Annotated in this window: 20 protein-coding genes; 6 read left to right on the top strand and 14 right to left on the bottom strand. The window is 53.6% G+C overall.

From position 1 onward, the window contains the following. Nucleotides 1–20: 20 nt before the first annotated feature. From JFC11_RS11595 to flgL, 4 genes are all read left to right on the top strand, one after another. The gene (locus tag JFC11_RS11595; RefSeq protein WP_174412728.1) at nt 21–1,112 is read left to right on the top strand and encodes a flagellar basal body P-ring protein FlgI; all 1,092 of its coding nucleotides are present in this window, start codon (nt 21–23) and stop codon (nt 1,110–1,112) included. Beyond that, nucleotides 1,113–2,171: a flagellar assembly peptidoglycan hydrolase FlgJ gene (flgJ, locus tag JFC11_RS11590; protein WP_120385966.1), complete on the top strand. Its 1,059-nt coding sequence runs from the start codon at nt 1,113–1,115 to the stop codon at nt 2,169–2,171. Between the two features lie 62 nt (nt 2,172–2,233). After that, nucleotides 2,234–3,892: a flagellar hook-associated protein FlgK gene (flgK, locus tag JFC11_RS11585; protein WP_198349568.1), complete on the top strand. Its 1,659-nt coding sequence runs from the start codon at nt 2,234–2,236 to the stop codon at nt 3,890–3,892. Between the two features lie 15 nt (nt 3,893–3,907). Next, the gene (gene flgL / locus JFC11_RS11580; RefSeq protein WP_083000298.1) at nt 3,908–5,161 is read left to right on the top strand and encodes a flagellar hook-associated protein FlgL; all 1,254 of its coding nucleotides are present in this window, start codon (nt 3,908–3,910) and stop codon (nt 5,159–5,161) included. Between the two features lie 101 nt (nt 5,162–5,262). On the opposite strand, the gene fliR is transcribed toward flgL, so the two are convergent. From fliR to fliF, 13 genes are all read right to left on the bottom strand, one after another. After that, nucleotides 5,263–6,054, bottom strand: a complete 792-nt coding sequence (fliR, locus tag JFC11_RS11575) for a flagellar biosynthetic protein FliR (RefSeq protein ID WP_198349567.1) — start codon at nt 6,052–6,054, stop codon at nt 5,263–5,265. Nucleotides 6,055–6,058: 4 nt separating this feature from the next. Next, nucleotides 6,059–6,328 carry a flagellar biosynthesis protein FliQ gene (fliQ, locus tag JFC11_RS11570; RefSeq protein ID WP_038480153.1) on the bottom strand — a complete coding sequence of 90 codons (270 nt, stop codon included), beginning with the start codon at nt 6,326–6,328 and terminating at the stop codon, nt 6,059–6,061. Nucleotides 6,329–6,356: 28 nt separating this feature from the next. After that, nucleotides 6,357–7,124, bottom strand: a complete 768-nt coding sequence (fliP, locus tag JFC11_RS11565) for a flagellar type III secretion system pore protein FliP (RefSeq protein ID WP_038480156.1) — start codon at nt 7,122–7,124, stop codon at nt 6,357–6,359. An 8-nt stretch (nt 7,125–7,132) separates the two neighbouring features. Further along, a complete protein-coding gene (gene fliO / locus JFC11_RS11560; protein ID WP_120385964.1) occupies nt 7,133–7,585 on the bottom strand; it encodes a flagellar biosynthetic protein FliO in 453 nt (150 codons plus the stop codon). Then, on the bottom strand, nt 7,582–8,100 hold the full coding sequence (gene fliN, locus JFC11_RS11555) for a flagellar motor switch protein FliN (RefSeq protein WP_038480160.1): 519 nt from the start codon (nt 8,098–8,100) through the stop codon (nt 7,582–7,584). The genes fliO and fliN overlap by 4 nt, the downstream gene beginning before the upstream one ends. After that, on the bottom strand, nt 8,097–9,152 hold the full coding sequence (gene fliM, locus JFC11_RS11550; protein ID WP_038480163.1) for a flagellar motor switch protein FliM: 1,056 nt from the start codon (nt 9,150–9,152) through the stop codon (nt 8,097–8,099). The genes fliN and fliM overlap by 4 nt, the downstream gene beginning before the upstream one ends. 20 nt (nt 9,153–9,172) lie before the next feature. Then, entirely contained in the window at nt 9,173–9,649 is a 477-nt protein-coding gene (gene fliL / locus JFC11_RS11545) for a flagellar basal body-associated protein FliL (protein ID WP_038480166.1), read from the bottom strand. A 168-nt stretch (nt 9,650–9,817) separates the two neighbouring features. Beyond that, entirely contained in the window at nt 9,818–12,382 is a 2,565-nt protein-coding gene (locus JFC11_RS11540) for a flagellar hook-length control protein FliK (protein WP_198349566.1), read from the bottom strand. Between the two features lie 23 nt (nt 12,383–12,405). Next, on the bottom strand, nt 12,406–12,858 hold the full coding sequence (fliJ, locus tag JFC11_RS11535; RefSeq protein ID WP_038480169.1) for a flagellar export protein FliJ: 453 nt from the start codon (nt 12,856–12,858) through the stop codon (nt 12,406–12,408). A gap of 2 nt (nt 12,859–12,860) precedes the next feature. After that, nucleotides 12,861–14,249, bottom strand: coding sequence for a flagellar protein export ATPase FliI (gene fliI / locus JFC11_RS11530; RefSeq protein WP_038480172.1), 1,389 nt, complete (start codon nt 14,247–14,249; stop codon nt 12,861–12,863). Between the two features lie 40 nt (nt 14,250–14,289). After that, nucleotides 14,290–15,060, bottom strand: a complete 771-nt coding sequence (fliH, locus tag JFC11_RS11525) for a flagellar assembly protein FliH (RefSeq protein WP_038486457.1) — start codon at nt 15,058–15,060, stop codon at nt 14,290–14,292. After that, entirely contained in the window at nt 15,053–16,060 is a 1,008-nt protein-coding gene (gene fliG, locus JFC11_RS11520) for a flagellar motor switch protein FliG (protein WP_038480175.1), read from the bottom strand. Before fliG ends, fliH begins: the two co-directional genes overlap by 8 nt. Further along, nucleotides 16,053–17,816: a flagellar basal-body MS-ring/collar protein FliF gene (fliF, locus tag JFC11_RS11515; RefSeq protein ID WP_198349565.1), complete on the bottom strand. Its 1,764-nt coding sequence runs from the start codon at nt 17,814–17,816 to the stop codon at nt 16,053–16,055. Before fliF ends, fliG begins: the two co-directional genes overlap by 8 nt. Before the next feature lie 257 nt (nt 17,817–18,073). On the opposite strand from fliF, the gene fliE reads away from it, so the two are divergent. Continuing rightward, the gene (gene fliE / locus JFC11_RS11510) at nt 18,074–18,400 is read left to right on the top strand and encodes a flagellar hook-basal body complex protein FliE (protein ID WP_038480180.1); all 327 of its coding nucleotides are present in this window, start codon (nt 18,074–18,076) and stop codon (nt 18,398–18,400) included. A 131-nt stretch (nt 18,401–18,531) separates the two neighbouring features. Here the strand turns inward: fliE and JFC11_RS11505 are convergent, their stop codons facing one another. After that, complete coding sequence (locus tag JFC11_RS11505) at nt 18,532–18,915, bottom strand: flagellar protein FlaG (protein ID WP_084183644.1); 384 nt, start codon at nt 18,913–18,915, stop codon at nt 18,532–18,534. Between the two features lie 230 nt (nt 18,916–19,145). Between JFC11_RS11505 and JFC11_RS11500 the strand changes: the two genes are divergently transcribed. Then, nucleotides 19,146–20,837, top strand: a complete 1,692-nt coding sequence (locus JFC11_RS11500; RefSeq protein ID WP_198349564.1) for an HD domain-containing phosphohydrolase — start codon at nt 19,146–19,148, stop codon at nt 20,835–20,837. Nucleotides 20,838–20,922 lie beyond the last annotated feature (85 nt).

The raw sequence follows: 20,922 nt of genomic DNA, 5'->3' as shown, positions 1-20,922 counted from the left end.
ACTGGCTACGTTGTGTCGCTATGTTCACGGCACTCTTTGCCGTTAGTTGTGTACTGGCAATGCCTGCCGCAGCGGAACGGGTGCGTGAACTATCAAGCTTTGCCGGGGTGCGCGATAACCAGTTGGTTGGCTACGGCTTGGTCGTGGGGCTGGATAGCACCGGCGACCAAACCACCCAGGCGCCGTTTACCAGCCAAAGCTTGACGAACATGCTCTCGCAGTTAGGCGTTACGGTGCCGGCAGGTACTAACTTACAGCTGCGCAACGTTGCTGCGGTCATGGTCACCGCTGACTTACCGCCGTTCTCACGCCCAGGTCAGCGCTTGGATATCGTGGTGTCTTCGATTGCCAACGCTCGCAGCTTACGTGGCGGAACGCTATTAATGACCCCACTGAAAGGTGCCGATGGTGATACCTATGCCATCGCTCAGGGCAACATGCTGGTGGGTGGCGCAGGCGCTCAAGCAGGCGGCAGCAGTGTCCAGATCAATCAGCAAGCATCCGGCCGCATTCCTAATGGGGCGTTGGTTGAGCGGGAAGTGCCGCTAAATCTTGGCGGTAACGGCGGACGATTAGAGTTACAGCTTAATGAGTCAGATTTTGGCACGGTACAACGCATGGTAACGGCCATTAATAACGAATTTGGCCAGTCGGTAGCGTATGCGCGCAATGGGCGGGTGATCGCACTTGATGGCCCGATGGATGAAAACGCCCGGGTTAACTTTATGGCACGTGTAGAAAATGTGCAGGTGACACCCATGGAGGCGCCCGCGCGGGTCGTACTCAATGCGCGGACGGGGTCCGTCGTCATGAATAGCGCTGTCACCCTACGCCAAGCAGCCGTTGCCCACGGCAACCTCTCGATCATGATTGATACCCAGTTTGGGGTTAGCCAGCCAGCTCCCTTTGGTGAGGGTGAAACGGTGGTTGTGCCCAATACGGATATTGAAATTGAACAGCAGGAAGCATTTCTACAAATCGTAGAAGGTGCCCAATTGAATGAAGTGGTCAATGCACTCAATGCCTTGGGAGCCACACCGCAAGATTTAATGTCGATTCTTGAAGCGTTGAAGGCCTCCGGATCGCTTCGCGCAGAGCTTGAGGTTATTTAAATGAGCATTGGCGATATGACCAGCCAATTCGCGCTGGACATGAACGGCTTTCAGCGCCTGCAGCACAACGCCCGAGTAGATCCTGATGCCGGTGTGCACGGCGCTGCACAGCAGTTTGAAGCCCTGTTTGTGCAGATGATGATGAAAAGCATGCGCGATGCTACTCCTTCTTCAGGTTTGTTGAGCAGTTCGACAACCGATACTTACCAGCAGATGCTGGATCAGCAGTGGTCGCAAGTGATCTCGTCTAAAGGTATGGGATTGGCGGATATGCTGGTGGAACAGCTGCAGCGCCAAGGAGCGGTCAATCATAAGCCAGATAGTGCTGACCAAGAACTGCAAGCGCTGATTGCGGGCATACCACGTGGTACCCCAAGGGTGTTGGATGAGCCACTGCAGCCGAATCGCGGTGGATATGCGCCAGCATCGGGTAATGGGCGGTTCTTAGCTGAACTAGACGCGATTAGCCAACAGCCAGCCGCTGAAAGCAATGCCAGCATGGCATCGACAGCTGCCTCCTCCGTTACGCCCACTTCCGCCGCGACACCTGCCAGTTTTAGCCAGGCACCAGATCACGTTCAGCGCTTCTTAACGACGTTAGCGGCTCCAGCCCAGGCTGCTAGTGATGCCACCGGTGTGCCAGCTGAGCTTATTTTGGCACAAGCAGCGTTGGAAACAGGCTGGGGACGCCATGAAATTGCCACGCAACACGGCGGCAATAGCCACAACTTGTTTGGTATTAAGGCGGGCAGTCACTGGCAGGGCAAGACGACCGATATCGTCACCCATGAGTATATTGATGGCCGTCGTACCCAGGTCGTGGACTCTTTCCGCGTCTATGACTCGTTTGAGCATGCGTTCACCGACTATGCCAATTTGATCGGCAACAATCCGCGCTACGCGGGCGTCGTGCAGGCCGCTGATGCGCAACAAGCCGCCCATGAACTACAGCGGGGCGGTTATGCGACGGACCCACACTATGCCAATAAACTAGTTGCCGTCATGAATACCATGGGGCCGATCGCAACGGGGCGCGATTTTCTCGCAGATTCCCGTTAACGTGTGATTCAAGTTTTTCTGCGCACTGCCGATAGACATCTTATCGGCCTAAGGAATTGACCATGAGCATGTTTTCAATCGGCTTAAGCGGCCTTAATGCGGCGCAGAATGCCCTCAGCACCACCAGTAACAATATCAGTAACGTTTATACGCCTGGGTATAATCGTGAGCTGGCTCAGCTTGGCCAAGGGTCTGTGGGAGGCGGCGTTAAGATCAACAGTATCGAGCGCCAGTTTAATACGTATGTCTCGAGCCAGCTTAACAGCGCCAAGACCCAATCAAGCGCACTGGCGACTTACCACAACCAAGTCACCCAAATTGATAACTTGCTTGCGGATCGAGAAGCGGGCTTGTCGCCGTTAATGCAGTCGTTTTTCTCCTCTTTGGAAGATTTGGCCAGTGCGCCAGCGGATCCTGCTGCTCGCCAAGGCGTTGTTGGCTCGGCCAATACACTCAGCGCCCAATTCCGTTCTTTTGACGGTTATCTGCAAGATATGCAGAGCAATATTAATAGCCAAGTCAAAGATGAAGTTATTCAGATAAATAACACGACTGAACAAATTGCCGGCCTGAATCGCGAAATTGCGCTTGCCCGTGCACGTAGCGGCGAAGCGCCCAATAGCCTGTTGAACCAGCGCGATCATTTGATTTCTGAGCTCAATGAACGCATGGATATACGCCTAAATATACAGGATGGGAAAAGCTACAACCTCAGTTTGCCGAATGGTCAGCCGTTAGTAACGGGGACCAGCGCGTTTAAGCTTGAAGCTGTGCAATCAGACGCTGATCCACAGCGTACCGTGGTGGCTTATCGTGATGGTGGAGGTGGCGTAACTCAGTTGGGAGAGTCAGCGATTAAAGGTGGCGCCCTGGGTGGTCTGATGACATTCCGTTCAGAAACGCTGGATAAAACTCAGAACCAAATTGGCCAGCTGGCGGTTTCTCTTTCAGTGGCGTTTAACGAGCAGCACAAGCAGGGTGTCGATCTGGATGGCGAGCAAGGTGGCGATTTTTTTGCCGTGCGTGCTCCCCAAACGTTTAGCCATGAGAAGAACAGTGGCACAGCCGTCATTGAGTCTGCCGAGTTTGATATCGACACGATTGACCAGCTGCGCGCGACGGATTACACCGTTCGCTTTGAAGATGGTGCTCCAACCGTTACGCGTAACGATAACGGAGCAACAGTAGATGATGTTGACTGGGACGCGGGAACGGGTGCGCTAACGTTTGGTGGCGTAGCACTTACGATTAGCGGCACGCCTAACAATGGTGACCGTTTTGAAGTGCAGCCGGTGCGCCGGGGCGCAAGTGACATGGATGTCACCATCAAAGAGCTAGACCGTATCGCTGCTGGTACACCAGTGAATCCTGAAGACGACCCTGCCGGCTGGGTAGCGACGGGTGCAGGTGATAACCGCAATGCTTTGGCATTACAGGACTTACAGCAAAAAGCCATCGTGGGAGGTAGTGCATCGGTGAGCGGCGCATATGGCGTCATTGTCAGCGATGTGGGTAACCGTACCAATATTACCCAGGTGAATTTAGATGCTCGACAAGGGTTAACTGATCAATTGAAAGCAGTGCAGCAATCTGAGTCAGGCGTCAATCTTGATGAAGAAGCGGCTAACTTGATTCGCTATCAGCAGTATTACCAAGCGAATGCGCGCGTGATTGATACCGCGGGTGCCATTATGGACACCATCTTGAATCTACGGAACTAATAAGGAGCTTAGGCGATGCGTATTAGTACGGTCACCATGTTTGAGCAGAGCACGGCTTCTATTAACCGTCAGCAAAGTGACTTTTTGAAAGTTAGTCAGCAAATTGCCAGTGGCCGTCGCGTGGTTAATCCTTCCGATGATCCGCAGGCAGCATCACGCGCTGTCGGCGTTGATCAATCCAGAGCGATGAACCAGCAGTTTTCAGACTCTCGGGTTTCGGCACGAAATTCACTGTCGCAAACTGAGAGCATTCTTAACAGTGTCAGTGATGCCGTTACTAGTGCTAAAACGCTGTTGATTCAAGCCTCTAGCGATACGCTAAGCGATGTGGATCGTGAGTCCATTGCCAGTGATCTAAAAGGCATTTACGAAACGATGCTGGGGCAGGCGAATGCCACTGATGGCAATGGCCGCTACTTATTCGGCGGCTATAAAGATAACGCCCCGCCGTTTGTTAAATCGGCAGACGGCAATGTGGAATATAACGGTGATAACAGTTCACGCCTGCAACGTGTCGATGCCTCGCGTTTGATGCCCGTTGCTGAAAATGGCGCCACGATTTTTCAGGGCGTCCCCAGCGGTGCTGGCTATATCGCTGAAGCCAATGCAGGAAACCAGGGGGGCGTTACCTTCAACGGTCCTCAGCTTACGGATGTTAACGATCCAGGCTATGGCGACAGCTACCGTGTCGTGTTCAGTGAAGATGCAGCGCTGGATAGCGGCATCAGCTATCAAGTGCAACGTTTTAGCGACGGCGCCTGGCAGGAAGACGCTGCTGATTTGGTGGCTAGTGGTGAATATGTCGGCGACGGTCAGCAACTTAGTTTTGGTGGGATTAATGTCACACTTACCGGCAGCGCCGAGCCTGATGATGAAATCCTGATTGCCCAGGCGGGCAGTGAGCAGCGTGGTGCGGATCTGTTTCGCACCATGGAAGCAGCAATTAGCGTACTAGAAACGCCTGCCCAAAGCACCGCGGAAAAAGCGGCGTTGCGCAATACGCTGAATACGTCGATGCGTGATCTTGATAATGCGCTCGATAACGTGCTGACCGTTCGTGCTTCTGCGGGTGCTCGGCTGAATGAGCTGGATGTGATTGATGCGGTAGGCAGCAACCGAAAGCTTAACTATGAGCAAACCCTGTCTGACTTGGTCGATTTGGATTACGCCGAAGCGATTTCTGAATATAGTCTGCGGCAAGTAGGCCTTCAGGCGGCTCAGAAAGCATTCGTCGATATTAGAGGCATGTCGTTGTTCGACTATATGTAAAACGGCCACTCTTTAGTAACTCATGAGGTCGCATTAAAAAAGGCCCCAACCTCTAGCGGTAAGCTTAGGGTTGGGGCCTTTTTGCTGGTGCGCTTTGAACATTAGCCTAACGGCGCCATGGTCTCGATCAAGCTCTGCATAAATGCCAGGCCCTGGCTAAAGAGCTGTTGTAAAAAGCGGCCGATATCTGTCATTAACACCATCAACAGGATAAGCCCAACGGTTAATGAGGCGGGGAAGCCGATATTGAATACCGTCAGCTGTGGCGCTGAGCGGTTGAGAATGCCGAGCGCTAAGTTAATGATCAACAGTGAACCGACCAGCGGTAGCGCAAGCAGCATACCTGAAGCAAAAATAGTTCCCGCATAGCGCGCCAGCAGCTCAAATGCATTCGGGTTTAAGGCGCCAATGCCGATGGGTAGCGTTTCAAAACTTATTATCAATGTTTCTAACACCATCAGGTGGCCATTCATGGCAAGAAACATCAACAGCGTAATCATATAAAGGATACGCGATAGCACCATGATATTGGTGCCGCTCGACATATCGAAAAAGCTGGCAAACGCCAAGCCCATCTGCAAGCCGATAAACTCCCCGGCAGCCTGAACCACGGCGAAAATAATATGCATGACTAAGCCAATAGCAACGCCTATCAGCAACTGCTCAATCATGATACCTACGCTTGCCCACGACACGATGGGAACATCAGGCATGGCAGGCAATATAGGGGCAATGACAATAGCAATGATAGCTGCCAGCGCCACCTTGGCCTGATTCGGAACGCTGGAATGGCCCCATAGAGGCGAGGCCGCCATAAAAGCAGTAATACGTGCAAATGGCCAAAAGAAAGCCACTAACCACGCCTGTAGCTGGGCGAACGTCACCTCCACCATAGCGTTACATCACCATGCTGGGAATATTGGAGAAGAGGCGATGCGTGAAATCGGTGATCAAACCAATTAGCCAGGGCCCGGCAAGTACCAGGACGGCAAAGACGGCTAATATTTTGGGAATGAAGGTCAGTGTCATTTCATTTATTTGGGTCGCTGCCTGGAACAAGCTAATGATAAGGCCGGTGAAAAGGGCAGCCAGCAGCATAGGGCCAGCAAGAAAAAGCGTTACCCGCATGCCTTGGTAAGCAATGCTCATCACCATTTCTGGGGTCATGGATACTCCTGGTCGCTGAACGCGACGCTCAAATCATGTAAAAGCTTTCTGCTAGCGAGCCAATAATCAACTGCCAGCCATCAACCAATACAAACAGCATGAGCTTAAAGGGCAGTGAAATCGTGATCGGTGGCACCATCATCATGCCGAGTGCCATCAGTGTGCTTGCAACCACTAAGTCGATAATCAGAAAGGGAATAAAAATAGTAAAACCAATCTGAAATGCAGTTTTGAGCTCACTGGTGACAAAGGCAGGCAGTAAGACCCGCATAGGCAGCTCTTCGGGGCCTTGCATCGGACCTACATCTGCTAAACGAACAAACAGGGCTAAATCAGGCTCGCGGGTTTGGGCGAGCATGAATTCACGAAACGGTTGCTGAGCGCGCAGTAAGAACTCTTCAAAATTGATCGTTTCATTAGTGAGCGGCATCCAAGCGGTGTCGTACACTTGGTTTAAAACAGGCGACATAATAAAAAACGTCAAGAAAAGCGCGATACCCAATAAAACCTGGTTTGGTGGTGTTGCCTGGGTACCCATGGCTGTTCTAAGCAAGCTAAGTACAATAATGATGCGCGTAAAACTGGTCATCATGAGTAGCATGGCTGGCAAAAAAGCCAGAGAGCTTAAAAATAGCAGCGTTTGTAACGACAGCGACCACTGCTGACCACCATTATCCAAAGGCTGAGAAACCAGCCCAGGAAGCTGCTGTGCATGAGCAGGTAGAACAAATAAGCAGCAGACGATCGTGGCAAGTATTAGCCACCAACGCCGCCCATAAGGCCAAGCGAAGTGCATCTCGAATCTCATGGTGTGTGGTTTGAATCAGAGGCGGTAGGGGGCTGGTGATCGTGCTTGCTCCGGCTGGTGGCAATTGCCTGGGCTAAACGCTGAGAAAAACGCGAAGGAGCCTCGGCGGGCGACGCAGTGGAGCGATCCGTCGGCGCAGGGCGTTCATGCAGTTTCGTTATTCGCCCATTGCTAACGCCGACGACCAGCCAAGTGTCCTCAATCTCAACCACGACAATACGCTCGCGATTGCCTACCGCGGTGTTGCCCACAATTTTTAAGTGGGCACCATGATGATGACGGGCGGTTTGCCAGCGTTTCAGCACCGCTGTGCACAGCAGAATAATGGCAATGACCAGAGCGAGTGCCGCTGCTGTTTTGCCGAGTGCTGCCATGCCTATTAAGGCATCACCGCTGCCGCTTATGGCATCAAGTGAGGAGCTTGATGAAGAAGAGGAAGCGACGCTCATCGGTTGAGTTTATGAATGCGCTCAGAGGGGGTAATAATCTCTGTGATGCGAATGCCGTATTTATCATCCACCACAACCACTTCCCCTTGGGCGATTAAATAGCCATTGATCAAAATATCCATGGGCTCGCCAGCGAGACCTTCCAACTCAATCACCGACCCCTGGGCAAGTTCAAGCAGTTGCTTGATGGTCAGCTTGGTACGGCCTAACTCCACCGTCAGCTTGACCGGGATATCCATGATCATTTCCAAGTCGCGAGACTCGGCATGGCCACTTTCAGCGCTTAACGGACGAAATACTTCATCGCTTGCTGGTTTAGCAACAGGCGCTTCTGGCTCAGCTTCGCTGCTTGAGGCATCTGCTTCCTCAGCGGCTTCTTGCTCGGCCATGGCCGCTGCCCATGGGTCTTCTTCACCTGCGGCATCGGCACTTGAACTGGGTTCTTCTTGCTCAGACATGGCGTCCGCCCAATCATCATCAGAGACCTTTTGATCGGGTTTATTTGGATCAGTCATGCTTTGGGTTCCTTGGCTTTCTGTCGCGTTGAACCTTTAATAAAGTCCTTGGACGATAGGTTATTCATAGCGGCATGGTCGATCATACGTAGCACGCGTAATGCACGTTGCTGCTGTTGGCTCCCGTACTCGCACTCCATCACCGGGACACCGTCGACACGAGCGGTGATCGTATTGGGAATATCCATGGGCAATACATCGCCCTTTTTAAGCCCCATTACGTGGGCAATGCGGCTGGGTATTTGGGCAAATTCAGCGACTAACTCAACTTCTGATTGGCGAAGTTCGTTCGCCATGCGCCGTGACCATGTGCCATCGTGGTCATGGTTGCTGTCATTAATCGGGTTGGCGAGCAAATCCCTAAGCGGTTCAATCATGGCGTAGGGCATGCAAATCTGGAAGTTGCTCGACAGGTTGCCCACTTCAATATTGAACTTGGTGTTCACCACAATCTCGTTGGGCGAGTTGGTGATGTTGGCAAATTTGGATTGCACTTCGGAGCGTAAAAAAAACACTTCTAGCGGATAAACAACCTTCCACGCCTCTTGGTAGGCATCAATGGCCAAGTTGAGCAGGCGTTGGATAATACGCTGCTCGGTATTCGTGAATTCACGGCCATCCGATTTCGTCACGAAACGACCATCGCCACCAAACAGGTTATCCACCACCATAAACACCAGGTTAGGTGGAAAGACCACCAGGGCCGATCCGCGCAGCGGCTTCATTGATACAAGGTTCAAGTTAGTGGGTACTGGAACATTGCGCGAAAAGTCGCTAAAGCTCTGGTAACGCACCGACTCAACGGTGATATCGGCACTGCGCCGTATCAAGTTGAATAGACCATTGCGGAAGTAGCGTGCAAAACGCTCATTAATAAAGTCTAACGCGTGCAAGCGCTCACGAATCACTCGATGCTGTGTCGCGGGATCGTAGGGGCGAACGCGCACTTCCTCTTGTGTGGACGATGACGGAGCAGCAGGCTCATCATCTCCACTGACGCCCTTTAGTAAGGCATCAATTTCTTCCTGGGACAGTAGATCGTCCTGTGACATGAACGGCTCCAGTTCCCGGGTTATTGCACAATGAATTCGGTAAACAGCACTTCCCGTAAGTCGAGGGGAGGCTGGTTTTCAGTAAGCGGGACGCTCAAGCGGTTGATGATTGCTTGGGCCAGCGCTTCTTTCCCTTCGGTGGACGTTAATTCATTAGCCTGTTTGCCTGATAATAAAATCAGCAAGCGGCTACGCACCTGGGGCATGTGTTCTTCAATAATCGCCTTACTTTGCTCGTTGCCAACCCGAAGCGTAATGCCGGTATAAAGCAAGCGAGAGCCATAACGATCATCTGCCAGATTGACAGTAAACGGGTCAATACGTGTGAAAACAGGTGGTACATGCTCAACTTCTTGCTGTACTTCGTCGTTTCCAGCATTGCCGCCGCGCTGATCCAGTACTAAATAAATAGCTGCCGCGGCACCTGCCGACGAAAGCAGTACCAATACAATCATTATCCAAAGCAGTTTTTTAGATCCGCCGCTTGCTTCTGCCATTTGCTGTTCCCATAAATTTCACCCGTAACACTAGCCAAGCATTATGCCTAACGCTGTTACAGGTGATGAAATGAACAAGCTCATTGGATGAGCCTATCTTTTGGTTTAGTTAAGTGATGCTGTGAGTCTCAGTGTCGTCACACTCAACGCTAACTCCTGAATTAAGCATTAAGCATAGAGATCTACACGGCCATCTTGGCTGCCTTGGACATCCACCTCAGTAGGTGAAGGGGCACTATCGTTACCTAACTCACCGCCTCGATTGCCAGCTGCTTTTCCTGGCGTTTGCTGGGCAAAAGCCTGCTCGTTCGGGTTCTGCTGTTCGCCCACAGAGGTTTCGCCTAATGAAATACCCTGTTCAGCAAGTGCTTCACGCAGTTGAGGAATGGCTTGCTCAATAGCCTGACGAACAGGTGCGTGTGACGATAAAAAGTGTGCTTGTGTGCCCTGTTCGGTCACCTTGAGCGTGATCGATAATGGCCCTAGCTCAGCAGGGTGAAGCTGCATTTTAACCTGGTGCTCACCGCCACGCTGAGCAAACTGAATTAACTGCTGCCCTAACTGGGAAGGCCAAGCGGGACTGTTAAGCGGCGTGTTTAAGGTCGCTGTCGCTGGGCTGTTGGGCATTGCTTGGCTTTGTGATGTCAGCGATGCAGGTAACACCTGCTCACTGCCTTTGCTCGCGCCACTGGTGACACTCGCCGTCTCTGCCTCAGCGAATAGGCTGGCCACCGCGTCAGCATTCACCGCTGGCGCTAGTGCAGTATTGAGCGGAGACAGCGCATGCATGCCTGGCTGCATGCTCGTAAACGGTTGGGCAGGAATGGTTTCCAGCGATGCCGCAAGTGTCGGGGTGTTAACAGGCGTGGTAGCCGCTTCTGCTGGCAACGCCTTAACGCTTGATGGGGTTGGGCGCGGGGCGTTGGTGACGCCAACTGCTTGCTGTGCTGTGGCTGCTAGGGCACTGGGTAGTGAGGAGCCAACCGCTGACTGAGCCAGCTCACCCGTATTGTTGGGTAGCGTTGTGGCTGAACTAGTGGCCGAACTATTGGCAGGCAACGGCGGCATGACTAATGCAGCAGCGTTGGTTGACGCTTGTGTCATTGCTTGTGATGTTTCTGCAACGACGCGCTCGCCTGCTTGGACTACCTGCCCATCTCGCGGAACAACGCTAGTGGGGGCATCTTGCAGCGTGGCGGCGGTGCCATTAGCAGTTACAGGCGGCAATAAGGTTGCTGAGCCAGCGCTGGGTGCCGATGAAAGACCCTGTGGCGATCCACTGGTTGGCGTGGAAAGCGCTGGCTGTGCCGTTGTTTGCGTTGCCGTTGCTTGTATCGTCGGCTGCGGTGTTAAGGCCACTCTTTCGCCGGTTAACGCTACCTGCCCATCTTGCGGAGCAGCGCTAGCGGGAGTGCCTTGCAATGTAGCAGCGGTGCTATTAGCAGTTACAGGCGGCAATAAGGTTGCTGAGCCAGCGCTGGGTGCCGGTGAACGACCTTGCAGCGATTCACTGGTTGGCGTGGAAGGCGCTGACTGTGCCGCTGTTTGCGTTGTCGTTGCTTGTATCGTCGGCTGCGGTGTTAGGGCCACTCTTTCGCCGGTTAACGCTACCTGCCCATCTCGCGGAACAACGCTAGTGGGGGCATCTTGCAGCGTGGCGGCGGTGCCATTAGCAGTTACAGGCGGCAATAAGGTTGCTGAGCCAGCGCTGGGTGCCGATGAAAGACCCTGTGGCGATCCACTGGTTGGCGTGGAAAGCGCTGACTGTGCCGTTGCTTGCGACGCCATTGGTTGTGAAGCTGTTGCTTGCGTCGTTGTCCGTGATGTTTCTGCAACGACTCTTTCGCCTGTTTGGGCTACCTGAACGTCACGTGGAGCAGCGCTAGCGACGGTGCCTGGCAACATAGCGGCTTGGCCGTTAGCAGGTGAAACGGCGCTATTAGTGGTCACTGTAGTAGCTGCTTGTGCCCTCGGAGGCTGATGGGCGCTCAGTGCTTGAGTGTGATCTTGGCCTTGTGTCTGTGCTAGTGGAGTAGGCTCCGTGGCTAACGCGCGAACAGACAGCGCCGCAGGCATCGCGAGGGTTGTGCGATCAAGGAAAGAAGTGGCGGCAGTTAATGTGTTGGCAGACGCAAGCTGGTCGTGTGACGTCTGGGTCGTCGCCTTGCTTAAGCCTGTTGCTGCTGAGGGCGTCGCAGGGTTAGTAGGCTGTGCATTGGAACCCGCAGCGTTGGTTGCGGTTGGCGGCGTAGAATATGACTCGATGAGGGCTAAGCGCGACGCGACTTCTTCGATAGTAACCCGCGTGGTTGTCTGGGTCGTCTCAGTGCCTTCGCTAGCAGGCGACGAAGAAGCCTGTTCTGGTGTCCGGACTTGTTCTTGCGCTGCTGATGCCATTTCTAGCGTTTGAGCCGGCGCAACGCTATCGGCACCAGAAGAGAAGATGTCGGCAGTTTGCCCCTGAGCGCTTACGGTGGCGACTATGTTCGACAGTGTTTCCTCATCCAGCTCACTATCAAATGATGCTAGTTGTTTAACGATATCGCTCAGTGGAACTGTGGGTGTGTTTTCTGCCGGGGTGTCAGTGAGGGTGCGGGCTTGATAGCTTGCAGCCTGCGTAAACGCCTGGAGAAACATGCCTTGCGTCGCACGAGGAGAGCCTGGGGCTGCAGAAGAGCTTGATGACGAGTTAGCTCCCTGGCCCTGCATTGATAGCAATAGCTCAATAGTCATAAATACAGCTCCTCGGCGCGACGCTAATGCGCCTTATCATTCGGCTGGCGGGCTAAACGGTTAGTCACAAAGTCATCGCTCGATTTTTGCTCATGACGTTCTTGGCGGCGATGCTCTTCAGATAAGCGTCGTGATGTCAGCGTATCGTAGGAGGAAAGCTTACGCTGTTCCTGTTGCCAATGCTGTTGACTTTGCTGCACACGTTTTTGCTGGGCCACAAGCGCTTGCCGTGCCCGGCTGAGGGCGGCATCCAGCGACGCCAGGAATTGCTGATAGTTGTACATGGTGGCAGGATCGATGCCGTCGCGCATTGCCTTCTGTAAACGCTCGGCATACTCCGCCCGATAGCGGTTAAGCGACTGAAGCTGCGCTTCTGTTTGTTGCTGTGTTTGTCGTTCTTCTGCCAATAATTTCCCGGCTTTATCCCGCGCATCACGGGCTAAGCCTGTCAGCATGTCGAGCTGTGAATGACTCATCGCTAACCTCCCACTACCGCGTGCAGAGCTTGGCGTGATGCTTCAAGCGTTGCACACTCATCAATGTTTTGCTGAAGAAACCGTTCCAATGACGGAAAGCGGTTCACCGCCTCGTCCAGCCTTGGATCGTGCCCTGGGCTATAAGCCCCTACGCTGATCAAGTCACGATTGCGCTGATAGCGTGAAAAGAGTTGTTTAAAGGTGCGGGCTTCTTGAAGCTGTTCAGGAGAGCTAATGGCGGTCATCGCACGACTGATCGAGGCTTCAATATCAATGGCCGGATAGTGCCCTGCTTCGGCTAGCGTTCTAGAGAGCACGATATGGCCATCAAGAATTGCCCTGGCTGAGTCGGCAATAGGATCCTGCTGGTCATCGCCTTCGGTCAGCACCGTATAAAAAGCGGTGATCGAACCGCCGCCGCGCTCAGCATTTCCAGCACGCTCGACAAGCCCGGGTAACTTAGCGAACACCGAAGGTGGATAACCCTTGGTGGCGGGTGGCTCGCCAATCGCGAGCGCAATTTCACGCTGTGCCATGGCGTAGCGGGTCAGCGAATCCATAATTAGCAGAACGTTGCGCCCCGCATCGCGAAACCCTTCGGCCAGCCGCGTCGCATAAGCAGCCCCTTGTAGGCGCTGGAGTGGTGAGGTATCCGCGGGCGCCGCCACGACCACAGCACGCCTGCGGCCCTCAGGCCCCAGGATATTGTCGATGAAGTCCTGTACTTCACGGCCACGCTCGCCGATAAGTCCCACCACGATGACATCCGCCTGGGTATAGCGCGCCATCATGCCCAGCAGCACGGATTTACCTACCCCTGAGCCCGCAAAGAGCCCCATACGCTGACCACGGCCAACGCTCAGTAATGCATTGATGGCACGGATGCCAACGTCAATCTGGGCATCAATAGGTGCCCGGGAAAGCGGGTTAAGCGGCGTCGCGTTAAGGGTTGCACGAGGCGTATCCTCAAAGCTTTCACGGTCATCTAGCGGGTTGCCATTGCCATCGAGCACTCGCCCCAGCAGGTCATCGCCAATCGGAAAACGTCGGGCGCTGTGGCCGCTGCCATCACTAAGCGGAGAGACTCTGGCCCCCGGCATAAGGCCAGAAATTTCTTCTAGCGGCATAAGAAACAGCTTGTCGCCAGAAAAACCAACCACTTCTGCTTCCGCATGTTTGTCGCTATCGTTCAACCGCCCATCTGCACCCGGTAATTCAATGCGGCAAGCACTCCCCACCGCCACGCGTAACCCAACTACCTCAATGACCATGCCCGTGGCTCGTATCACACGGCCACTGGTACGGTAGTGAGGCAACTGGCTGACGCGCTGCGTTGTACGGCGCAGTGCTTTGCGCCAGCGGTAAAGGTGGGGGCAAGTTGCCTCGCTCATTGCATTACCTGTTTCATCAACGTGTGCATTTACCTTTGTATTAACGAGTAGAAGAGGGGGAATCACTGTTGTGATGGCGTTTGCGTAACTGAGCAACAACTGACTGCCAGCGGCTTTCAAACGTGGCGTCCAGCTCTCCTTGGGCACTGGTGATCCGGCACCCGCCACGTGCGAGCTGATCATCTGGCTGAAGCGACCAACTGGCTGCTTGTAGCTCGCTACCGAGATGCTCTTTAACTAGTGCATGGTCCTGCGGATTAAGCCAAAGACGTTGCTGGCCTACGAGCGGTGGCTCGGTATGGAGCAATTCACGAACGATCTCAAGAATTTGCTCAGGGCTCTCTTGCAGTGCGTCTGCAGCTAATTGCTTGCCGGTTGCCAGGGCAAGCTCGGCGAGGTCGTGTGCCACCGTCTCATCAATACGTTCTAGCGCATCAGAAAACTGTTTTGCCAGCGACCGTAGGGGCGCCACAGTTTTACGTATGTGTTGCTCTAGCTCTGTCTCTGCCTGGGCGCGCCCTTCGCTAAGGCCTTGTTCAAGACCTTCTTGATGGCCTCGGGCTAAGCCATCCTGATAACCCGTTTTCTCGGCTTCCTGGCGAATGCGTTCGTAAAGTGCCTGGCGTTCCTGCTCTTCACGTTGGCGCGCCTGCTCGGCTGCTTTCTTGGCTGCCTCTACTTTGCGTTGTTGGGCGGAAGGCGTTGGTATGCCGCCCGGTTGTGAGCCTGTTGTCTGTTCAGCCAACTCGTCCATCTGCCAGCGCCGCCAACTGCCGTGACGGTCAAATTCAGGCGTTTTGGCGTTAGACATACTCATCGTCCCCGCCTGCTAAGACGATCTCACCGGAATCAGCCAATCGGCGCACCACCTGCAAAATAGCTTTCTGTTCGGTTTCTACCTGTGAAACGCGAATAGGACCTCGGGCTTCCATATCTTCGCGAACAAGATCCGCTGCCCGCTGCGACATATTGCGTAGGAACTTGTCGACCAATGCTTCCTGGGCACCCTTGAGGGCCACCACCAAGGAGTTGGTTTCGACTTCTTGAAGCACCATCTGAATGGCACGGTTGTCCAGGTCGAGTAGGTTCTCGAACAGGAACATTTCGTCGATAATTTTTTGCGCCAAGTCTTCGCTGTGGGAGCGAACCGTTTCGATGGCCACTTCTTCCTGAGAGGAGTTCATCAGGTTGAGAATCTCGGCCGCCGTTCTGACGCCACCCATCTTGCTGCGCTTGAGGTTTTGGCCATCCAGCATGCTGGTCAGCACTTCTGTTAGCTCTTGCAGTGCGGCTGGCTGAACGCCGCTGAAGGTTGCGATACGTAATACCACATCGTTACGCAGCTTCTCTTCAAACAGCTCAAGAATATCGGCCGCTTGGTGCCGGTCCAGATGAACCAGAATAGTGGCAATAATCTGCGGATGTTCGTCACGAATCAGCTCAGACACCATGGAGGCCTCCATGAGATTCAGCGCATCAATGCCTGAGTTGCCTCCCGTGGTCTCAAGAATATCTTCAATAAGGCTAGTGGCACGTTCGCTCCCCAGCGCTTTGGTGAGTACCGAGCGAATATGCTCACTAGAGTTGAGGTTCAACGCCACAAACTCTTCGGTTTCTTTATGGAAGGCTTCCAGCACTGCTTTCATGTCTTCGTGTGAGACTTGATGCAAGCGGGCCATTTCCAGACTGATGTCTTGTACTTCGCTGGCGCTAAGGTACTTGAAAACCTCCGCCGCGCTATCCTCGTCCAGCGCAAGCAAGAGAATGGCGCTTTTGCGTGCGCCGGTCATCTCGGCAATCGGGCTACTCATGGGTGTTCATCCAGCTGCGGATAATCATTGCGACCATACGGGGATCTTCCTGGGCCATTTCACGCAGGTCGTTAAGATTGTGTTCGTACAGCGAGGTTTTGCGCCGCCGTTTGGGCTTGCTGCTGTAGGTATCCTCGTTCTCACCAGACGCAGATGCCTCGTTCTCTTGCTCATCTTCTTCGCTTTCGCCTCCAACGCTGGCGCTAAACGTACTGCCAGGCATGGCGGCAGCCATCACAGGTGGCTGGGTATAGCGCTTGATCAGTGGCCGTAGAATCAGCAAATAGAGCAATAGCGTTGCCAGGGCGACAAGCAGATAGCGGCCCAAGGTTGAGGCAATCGACAAGGTCTCAGGCTGTTGCCACCAAACGACGTCAGACGCGCTGTCATCGACACTGACGAACGGCGTATTAACGACTTCCACCTGATCGCCACGCGCTTGCGAGAAGCCCATGGCCTGTTGAACCAAGCGCTCTAGCTGAGCAACCTCTTCTGGGCTTAGTGCAACTTGCTCTGCTTCGCCCTCGTCATTTACAACCTGGCGGAAGTTCACGACAACCGCTGCCGATAGGCGCTCTACCTGGCCAAGGCGGTGCTGAATGTGTTCAATGCTGCGGTCAACTTCATAGTTCACCACGTCATCTTGACGCAGATTCTGTAAGGCGTTTTCAGGTACTTCTGCATCCTCTTCATCAGCGTCGGGCTGATTGATAGGTGATGGCGCTACACCGGGAGGGGTGTTGCTTAATGCCCCTGGAATACCTGTCGCCAGAGGATCCTCGCCATCGTACGACAGGCTGAGCTGACGGCTGCGAACCGCGGACTCATTGGGGGCCTGGTTGGGGGCATAGCGCTCTGAGGTCTGTTCACGGCGAGAAAAGTCGATCTGCGCCGCTACCTGTGCGCGTACGTTGTCATTGCCAAGAATGGGAGACAGGATATTTTCGATACGACGCTGATAGGAGCGTTCGACTTCCGCGATGTAAGCCAGCTGAGAGCCATCCAGGTCGTTTCCTTGTGACGCTGTAGACGAAAGCAGGCGGCCATTTTGGTCCACAATGGTGACGTCTTCCGGTGCCAGCTCAGGAACACTGCTGGATACCATATGGACGATAGCGCTGACTTGCCCCTCGCCCAGGACACGCCCAGGTAGCATCGTCAGTACCACCGATGCTTTGGCGGGCTCACGATCACGAATAAAGACCGACGGCTTGGCCATCGAAAGATGAACGCGAACCTTATCGACGGGCCCCAGTGATTCAATGGAGCGAGACAGCTCACCTTCAAGGCCACGTTGAAAGTTAACTTGTTCAGCAAACTGGCTGATACCAAAGGCTTGATTCTCCATCAGCTCAAAGCCCAGGTTACCGCCACGGGGGAGCCCTTGCTCAGCAAGTTGTAACCTTAGCGTGTGTACCTGATCGCTTGGTATTAACAGCGCTTGACCGCCCTCGCTGAACTGATAGGGAACGCCGCGGCTATCCAGCTCCGCAATAATGCGTCCACCATCGGCTTCATTCAGGTTGCTATACAGAACCCGATACTCAGGGCTGCTGGCCCACATGAAAAGCGCAGCAATAATCGCAATAGAAGCTGCAGCAGCGACCAACAGCACAACCAACGGGTTGCCACGCAGCTGTTTTAACGTGCGCTGAGCCGTCGTGGGGCTTTTGGTGTCATTGTCTGCCGTTCCGCTGCGGGGTGCATGTTGTGTCGTACTATTCTGACGGCCTGCCGTAGCACCAGTTTCGCTCATGCGTGCCCCCACGAGGACAGGCAAAACTGATGACGGCTCAGGCGCATCACCAAAGAAGGCATAGGCTAATATCCGTCAATCGCGGTTATCCGCTAAAAAGATGAAGCGGAATTGTGATGGACGCCATTATCCTGTGGCAGGTCGAGCATAAATGAATGAACAGGTTGGCTTTTAAGGCGTATTTGTACGTATGAGTGTTCTGCTACCAGTGATAGGCTTTTGGTATTACTTCACCTTCCTTCGGATGAGGCGTGCTTATGAGTTCACCTGCGATACAATCAGCGCTGCAGCAAATGCAAGGTTTAGCTACCCAGGCAGCCCAGCCTATTAAGGGTGAGCATATTGCCACGGCGGTGGGCCAAGGCAGTTTTGGTAGTGAGTTGCAGGCGTCTATTCAGCGTATCAATCGGTTACAGCAGGCCGCCAATACAAAGGCGATGGCGTTTCAGGCAGGCGAACCGAACGTTGAACTGAATGACGTGATGGTCGACATGCAGAAGGCGAGCGTTGCTTTTCAGATGGGTCTTCAAGTGCGTAATCGCCTGGTAACGGCCTATCGCGACGTAATGAATATGCAGGTGTAGATAGCGTTTATTTGTTGGCGTCGAAAAAAGCTAGTAACAAGCGCTAATGAGAACACTGGGTAATTGATTAGCGGGTGGCGTAAGCAAGAGAGATCACTGGTCATGGCGAAGTAACCTCTCCTATCGCTTGATCAGGCTTCTAAAGAAATAATTCGTCCTTGTAGCTCTTCCAGCCGCTCTGCGACGAGCAACACCTCTTCGGCTGGTATTTGGCGAATAACATCACCGGTTTCGCGGTCGATGACCTTCGTGATGACGCGCCCAGATTGCTCACTTAGTACAAATTCCAACCCCCGTGGCCGCAAGGTTTCGTTGATCCGCTGTATAGGCTCCGCAAGCGATTCTTTGCTTACGTTGCGCGGCTCGGCTTGCTCTCCGCCAACGCCTGGAATGCCCGGCGTCTGCTTCAGCGATGTTTGTTGATTAGCTGGTTGGAAATTGGTTGATTGATGGTTGTTTGATGAATAGGGAGCTGTTGCTATCGAGATTAGCTCATCAATTAACAAGGGGCCCATAGACGGAATCCTTTAGAAAAAAGCCACACGGCGTGGTGGCAATAAAGTGATAAGGCCGTCGAGTCGTAGCTATAGGCCTCTTCACTGCTATCGGCAGGGGGGCTAAAAACTTTATTTTTGCATAGCGTAGGGCTGTGGTCGTTATAACGGCAGCCCAAAAGCTTCTGATATGCTCTGTCGCCTTTTTGTGGGTGTGACGTAATAACAACGTGGTAGTGAGCGAGACGAGAATGTCAGTCCAACAAGATGAATATGAAAGAGTTACCAGTCCAACGGCAGTCAGCTCTCTTTTAAATACCATGATCGAAGGTGGAGGGGTGTCGCTTTGTTTGGCCTCCGCTGATGCACGCCCAGAGCCTATCGTGTTGATGGAGCAGTACGCCGGCAAGACGCTAGTGATGGACTTATCCTCGGTCGATCATTTGCTAAATCGCTTACAGCAAGGTGAGTCGTTTTTTCTGCGCGGCCACTCCCAGGGTAAAGTGGTGCGCACGCCGTTTCTGTCGTTAACCGAAACCCGCCATGCAGGGGGGCGTTTTTTATGTTGTAGCGACTACCCCGCGACCTTGGAAGTGCTCCAGCGCCGCGAGTCGTTTCGCGCTGAGCTGCGTTTAGGCATGGTTGTGCCCGCTTCAATATGTGGCGAAAGTGGTGATGGGGTTTACGGGGAGCTACGCGACCTTTCCCAAGATGGCTGCCAGATAGAGCTGCCGCTGACTGCCAGTGGCGTGTTGGCTGAAGCTGACTTGCCGCTAACGCTCGCCTTTACATTCCCTGATGGCACCTATTTTGAAGTGCAGGGTGTTCCGCGCCATCAAAAAACCGACCCTGAACGGCACTTATTGCGCGTAGGCTTCCGTTTTACGAATTGCGCCTCGGAACAAGAGCGACAAATTTGGTATTTTGTCTGTGAAATCGAGCGTGAAGCCGCCCGTTATAAAAAAGAAGCGCAGGATGATCGTCAGCCATCGCCGCTATTCGAGCAGTCTGGCAGACGTACGGCGGGAAGTGAGCATGTCGGGCGGCGTGATATTCGCCGCTATGCAACGCCAATGGCGCGGCGCTTAGTGAAAATTGCGGCTTATCTGGATGCCCAACTGCTGCTTTTACAGCAAGGCAGCGACATCGATTCTCGCCAGCTATCACGTAATGCAGACCGTCTTTTGTTGCTCCATGAGGAAGACCGTGAAGCGCTGCTGTTTGCGACGCGCTGCTTGTCGCCAGAGCCGCTGCTTGTTCGCCATGGCATTGCAGTAGCCGTGCATTTGCTCGATTTAGTGGGGGCAAATATGCCCCGTGATGTGCGCAAAGCGATTGTAGCGAGTGGTTTGGTGCATGATCTTGGTAAGGCGCTTGTTCCACAAATACTGTTTAAGGCGCCACACTTCGAGGCCACTCATCGCCAAGCCATGAGTGAGCATGTGGCGTTGCTATTAGATCGTCTTCAGCACTGCCAGTGGCTTTCTGCTGCCGTTGCCCAAGCGGTGATTGGTGGTATTAACGAACGGTTGGATGGTAGTGGCTATCCTGATGGCCTAACCGGCAATGATATTAACGAGCTAGCGAAAGCGAGCGCTGTGGTCGATGTGGTAGAAGCGATGCGGCGTGATCGAGCTGACCGACCCGCTAAAACGGCGCAGCAAATATATCGTCATTTGCTGAGCCACCCTCACCAATTTGATCCCCGCTGGACCAAGCGCTACATCGAGCATTTCAAACCACTGCCGGTGGGGTCGCTGGCGTATTTTTCCAGTGAACAGATGGCTTGGGTTGTTCGCCTTGACGAGCAGGGTGCGCCGGCTGAAGTGGCGCTGACCCGTCAGGCAGAGGCGCCCATTCGCGAGACGTTGGGCAATACGCTGCGTGGGGACGTTCTAGAAAGGTTGGGTAAGCCAACACGTGAAGTGGCGGTGTCTACGTAGCCGTTTACTGCTTGGCAAAGAGAGCGAAATTTTCTGAGCGAAAAGTAAGGTAAACATTAAAGTCTATTAGCCAGGCGCCGATACT

The sequence above is a fragment of the Vreelandella alkaliphila genome (assembly GCF_016107625.1).
Lineage (GTDB): Bacteria > Pseudomonadota > Gammaproteobacteria > Pseudomonadales > Halomonadaceae > Vreelandella > Vreelandella alkaliphila.
The sequence above is the reverse complement of the archived record's forward strand: the minus strand, read 5'-3'. Positions and strand labels throughout refer to the sequence as shown.

What these genes read in the sequence shown, in the direction of transcription:
- fliM (WP_038480163.1), bottom strand. Translation starts at nt 9,152, where the DNA reads ATGTCACAGGACGATCTACTGTCCCAGGAAGAAATTGATGCCTTACTA.
- JFC11_RS11505 (WP_084183644.1), bottom strand. Translation starts at nt 18,915, where the DNA reads ATGGGCCCCTTGTTAATTGATGAGCTAATCTCGATAGCAACAGCTCCC.
- fliE (WP_038480180.1), top strand. Translation starts at nt 18,074, where the DNA reads ATGAGTTCACCTGCGATACAATCAGCGCTGCAGCAAATGCAAGGTTTA.
- fliH (WP_038486457.1), bottom strand. Translation starts at nt 15,060, where the DNA reads ATGTCTAACGCCAAAACGCCTGAATTTGACCGTCACGGCAGTTGGCGG.
- flgK (WP_198349568.1), top strand. Translation starts at nt 2,234, where the DNA reads ATGAGCATGTTTTCAATCGGCTTAAGCGGCCTTAATGCGGCGCAGAAT.
- flgJ (WP_120385966.1), top strand. Translation starts at nt 1,113, where the DNA reads ATGAGCATTGGCGATATGACCAGCCAATTCGCGCTGGACATGAACGGC.
- JFC11_RS11540 (WP_198349566.1), bottom strand. Translation starts at nt 12,382, where the DNA reads ATGACTATTGAGCTATTGCTATCAATGCAGGGCCAGGGAGCTAACTCG.
- flgL (WP_083000298.1), top strand. Translation starts at nt 3,908, where the DNA reads ATGCGTATTAGTACGGTCACCATGTTTGAGCAGAGCACGGCTTCTATT.
- fliF (WP_198349565.1), bottom strand. Translation starts at nt 17,816, where the DNA reads ATGAGCGAAACTGGTGCTACGGCAGGCCGTCAGAATAGTACGACACAA.
- fliQ (WP_038480153.1), bottom strand. Translation starts at nt 6,328, where the DNA reads ATGACCCCAGAAATGGTGATGAGCATTGCTTACCAAGGCATGCGGGTA.
- fliR (WP_198349567.1), bottom strand. Translation starts at nt 6,054, where the DNA reads ATGGTGGAGGTGACGTTCGCCCAGCTACAGGCGTGGTTAGTGGCTTTC.
- JFC11_RS11500 (WP_198349564.1), top strand. Translation starts at nt 19,146, where the DNA reads ATGTCAGTCCAACAAGATGAATATGAAAGAGTTACCAGTCCAACGGCA.
- fliO (WP_120385964.1), bottom strand. Translation starts at nt 7,585, where the DNA reads ATGAGCGTCGCTTCCTCTTCTTCATCAAGCTCCTCACTTGATGCCATA.
- fliI (WP_038480172.1), bottom strand. Translation starts at nt 14,249, where the DNA reads ATGAGCGAGGCAACTTGCCCCCACCTTTACCGCTGGCGCAAAGCACTG.
- fliN (WP_038480160.1), bottom strand. Translation starts at nt 8,100, where the DNA reads ATGACTGATCCAAATAAACCCGATCAAAAGGTCTCTGATGATGATTGG.
- fliJ (WP_038480169.1), bottom strand. Translation starts at nt 12,858, where the DNA reads ATGAGTCATTCACAGCTCGACATGCTGACAGGCTTAGCCCGTGATGCG.
- fliL (WP_038480166.1), bottom strand. Translation starts at nt 9,649, where the DNA reads ATGGCAGAAGCAAGCGGCGGATCTAAAAAACTGCTTTGGATAATGATT.
- fliG (WP_038480175.1), bottom strand. Translation starts at nt 16,060, where the DNA reads ATGAGTAGCCCGATTGCCGAGATGACCGGCGCACGCAAAAGCGCCATT.
- JFC11_RS11595 (WP_174412728.1), top strand. Translation starts at nt 21, where the DNA reads ATGTTCACGGCACTCTTTGCCGTTAGTTGTGTACTGGCAATGCCTGCC.
- fliP (WP_038480156.1), bottom strand. Translation starts at nt 7,124, where the DNA reads ATGCACTTCGCTTGGCCTTATGGGCGGCGTTGGTGGCTAATACTTGCC.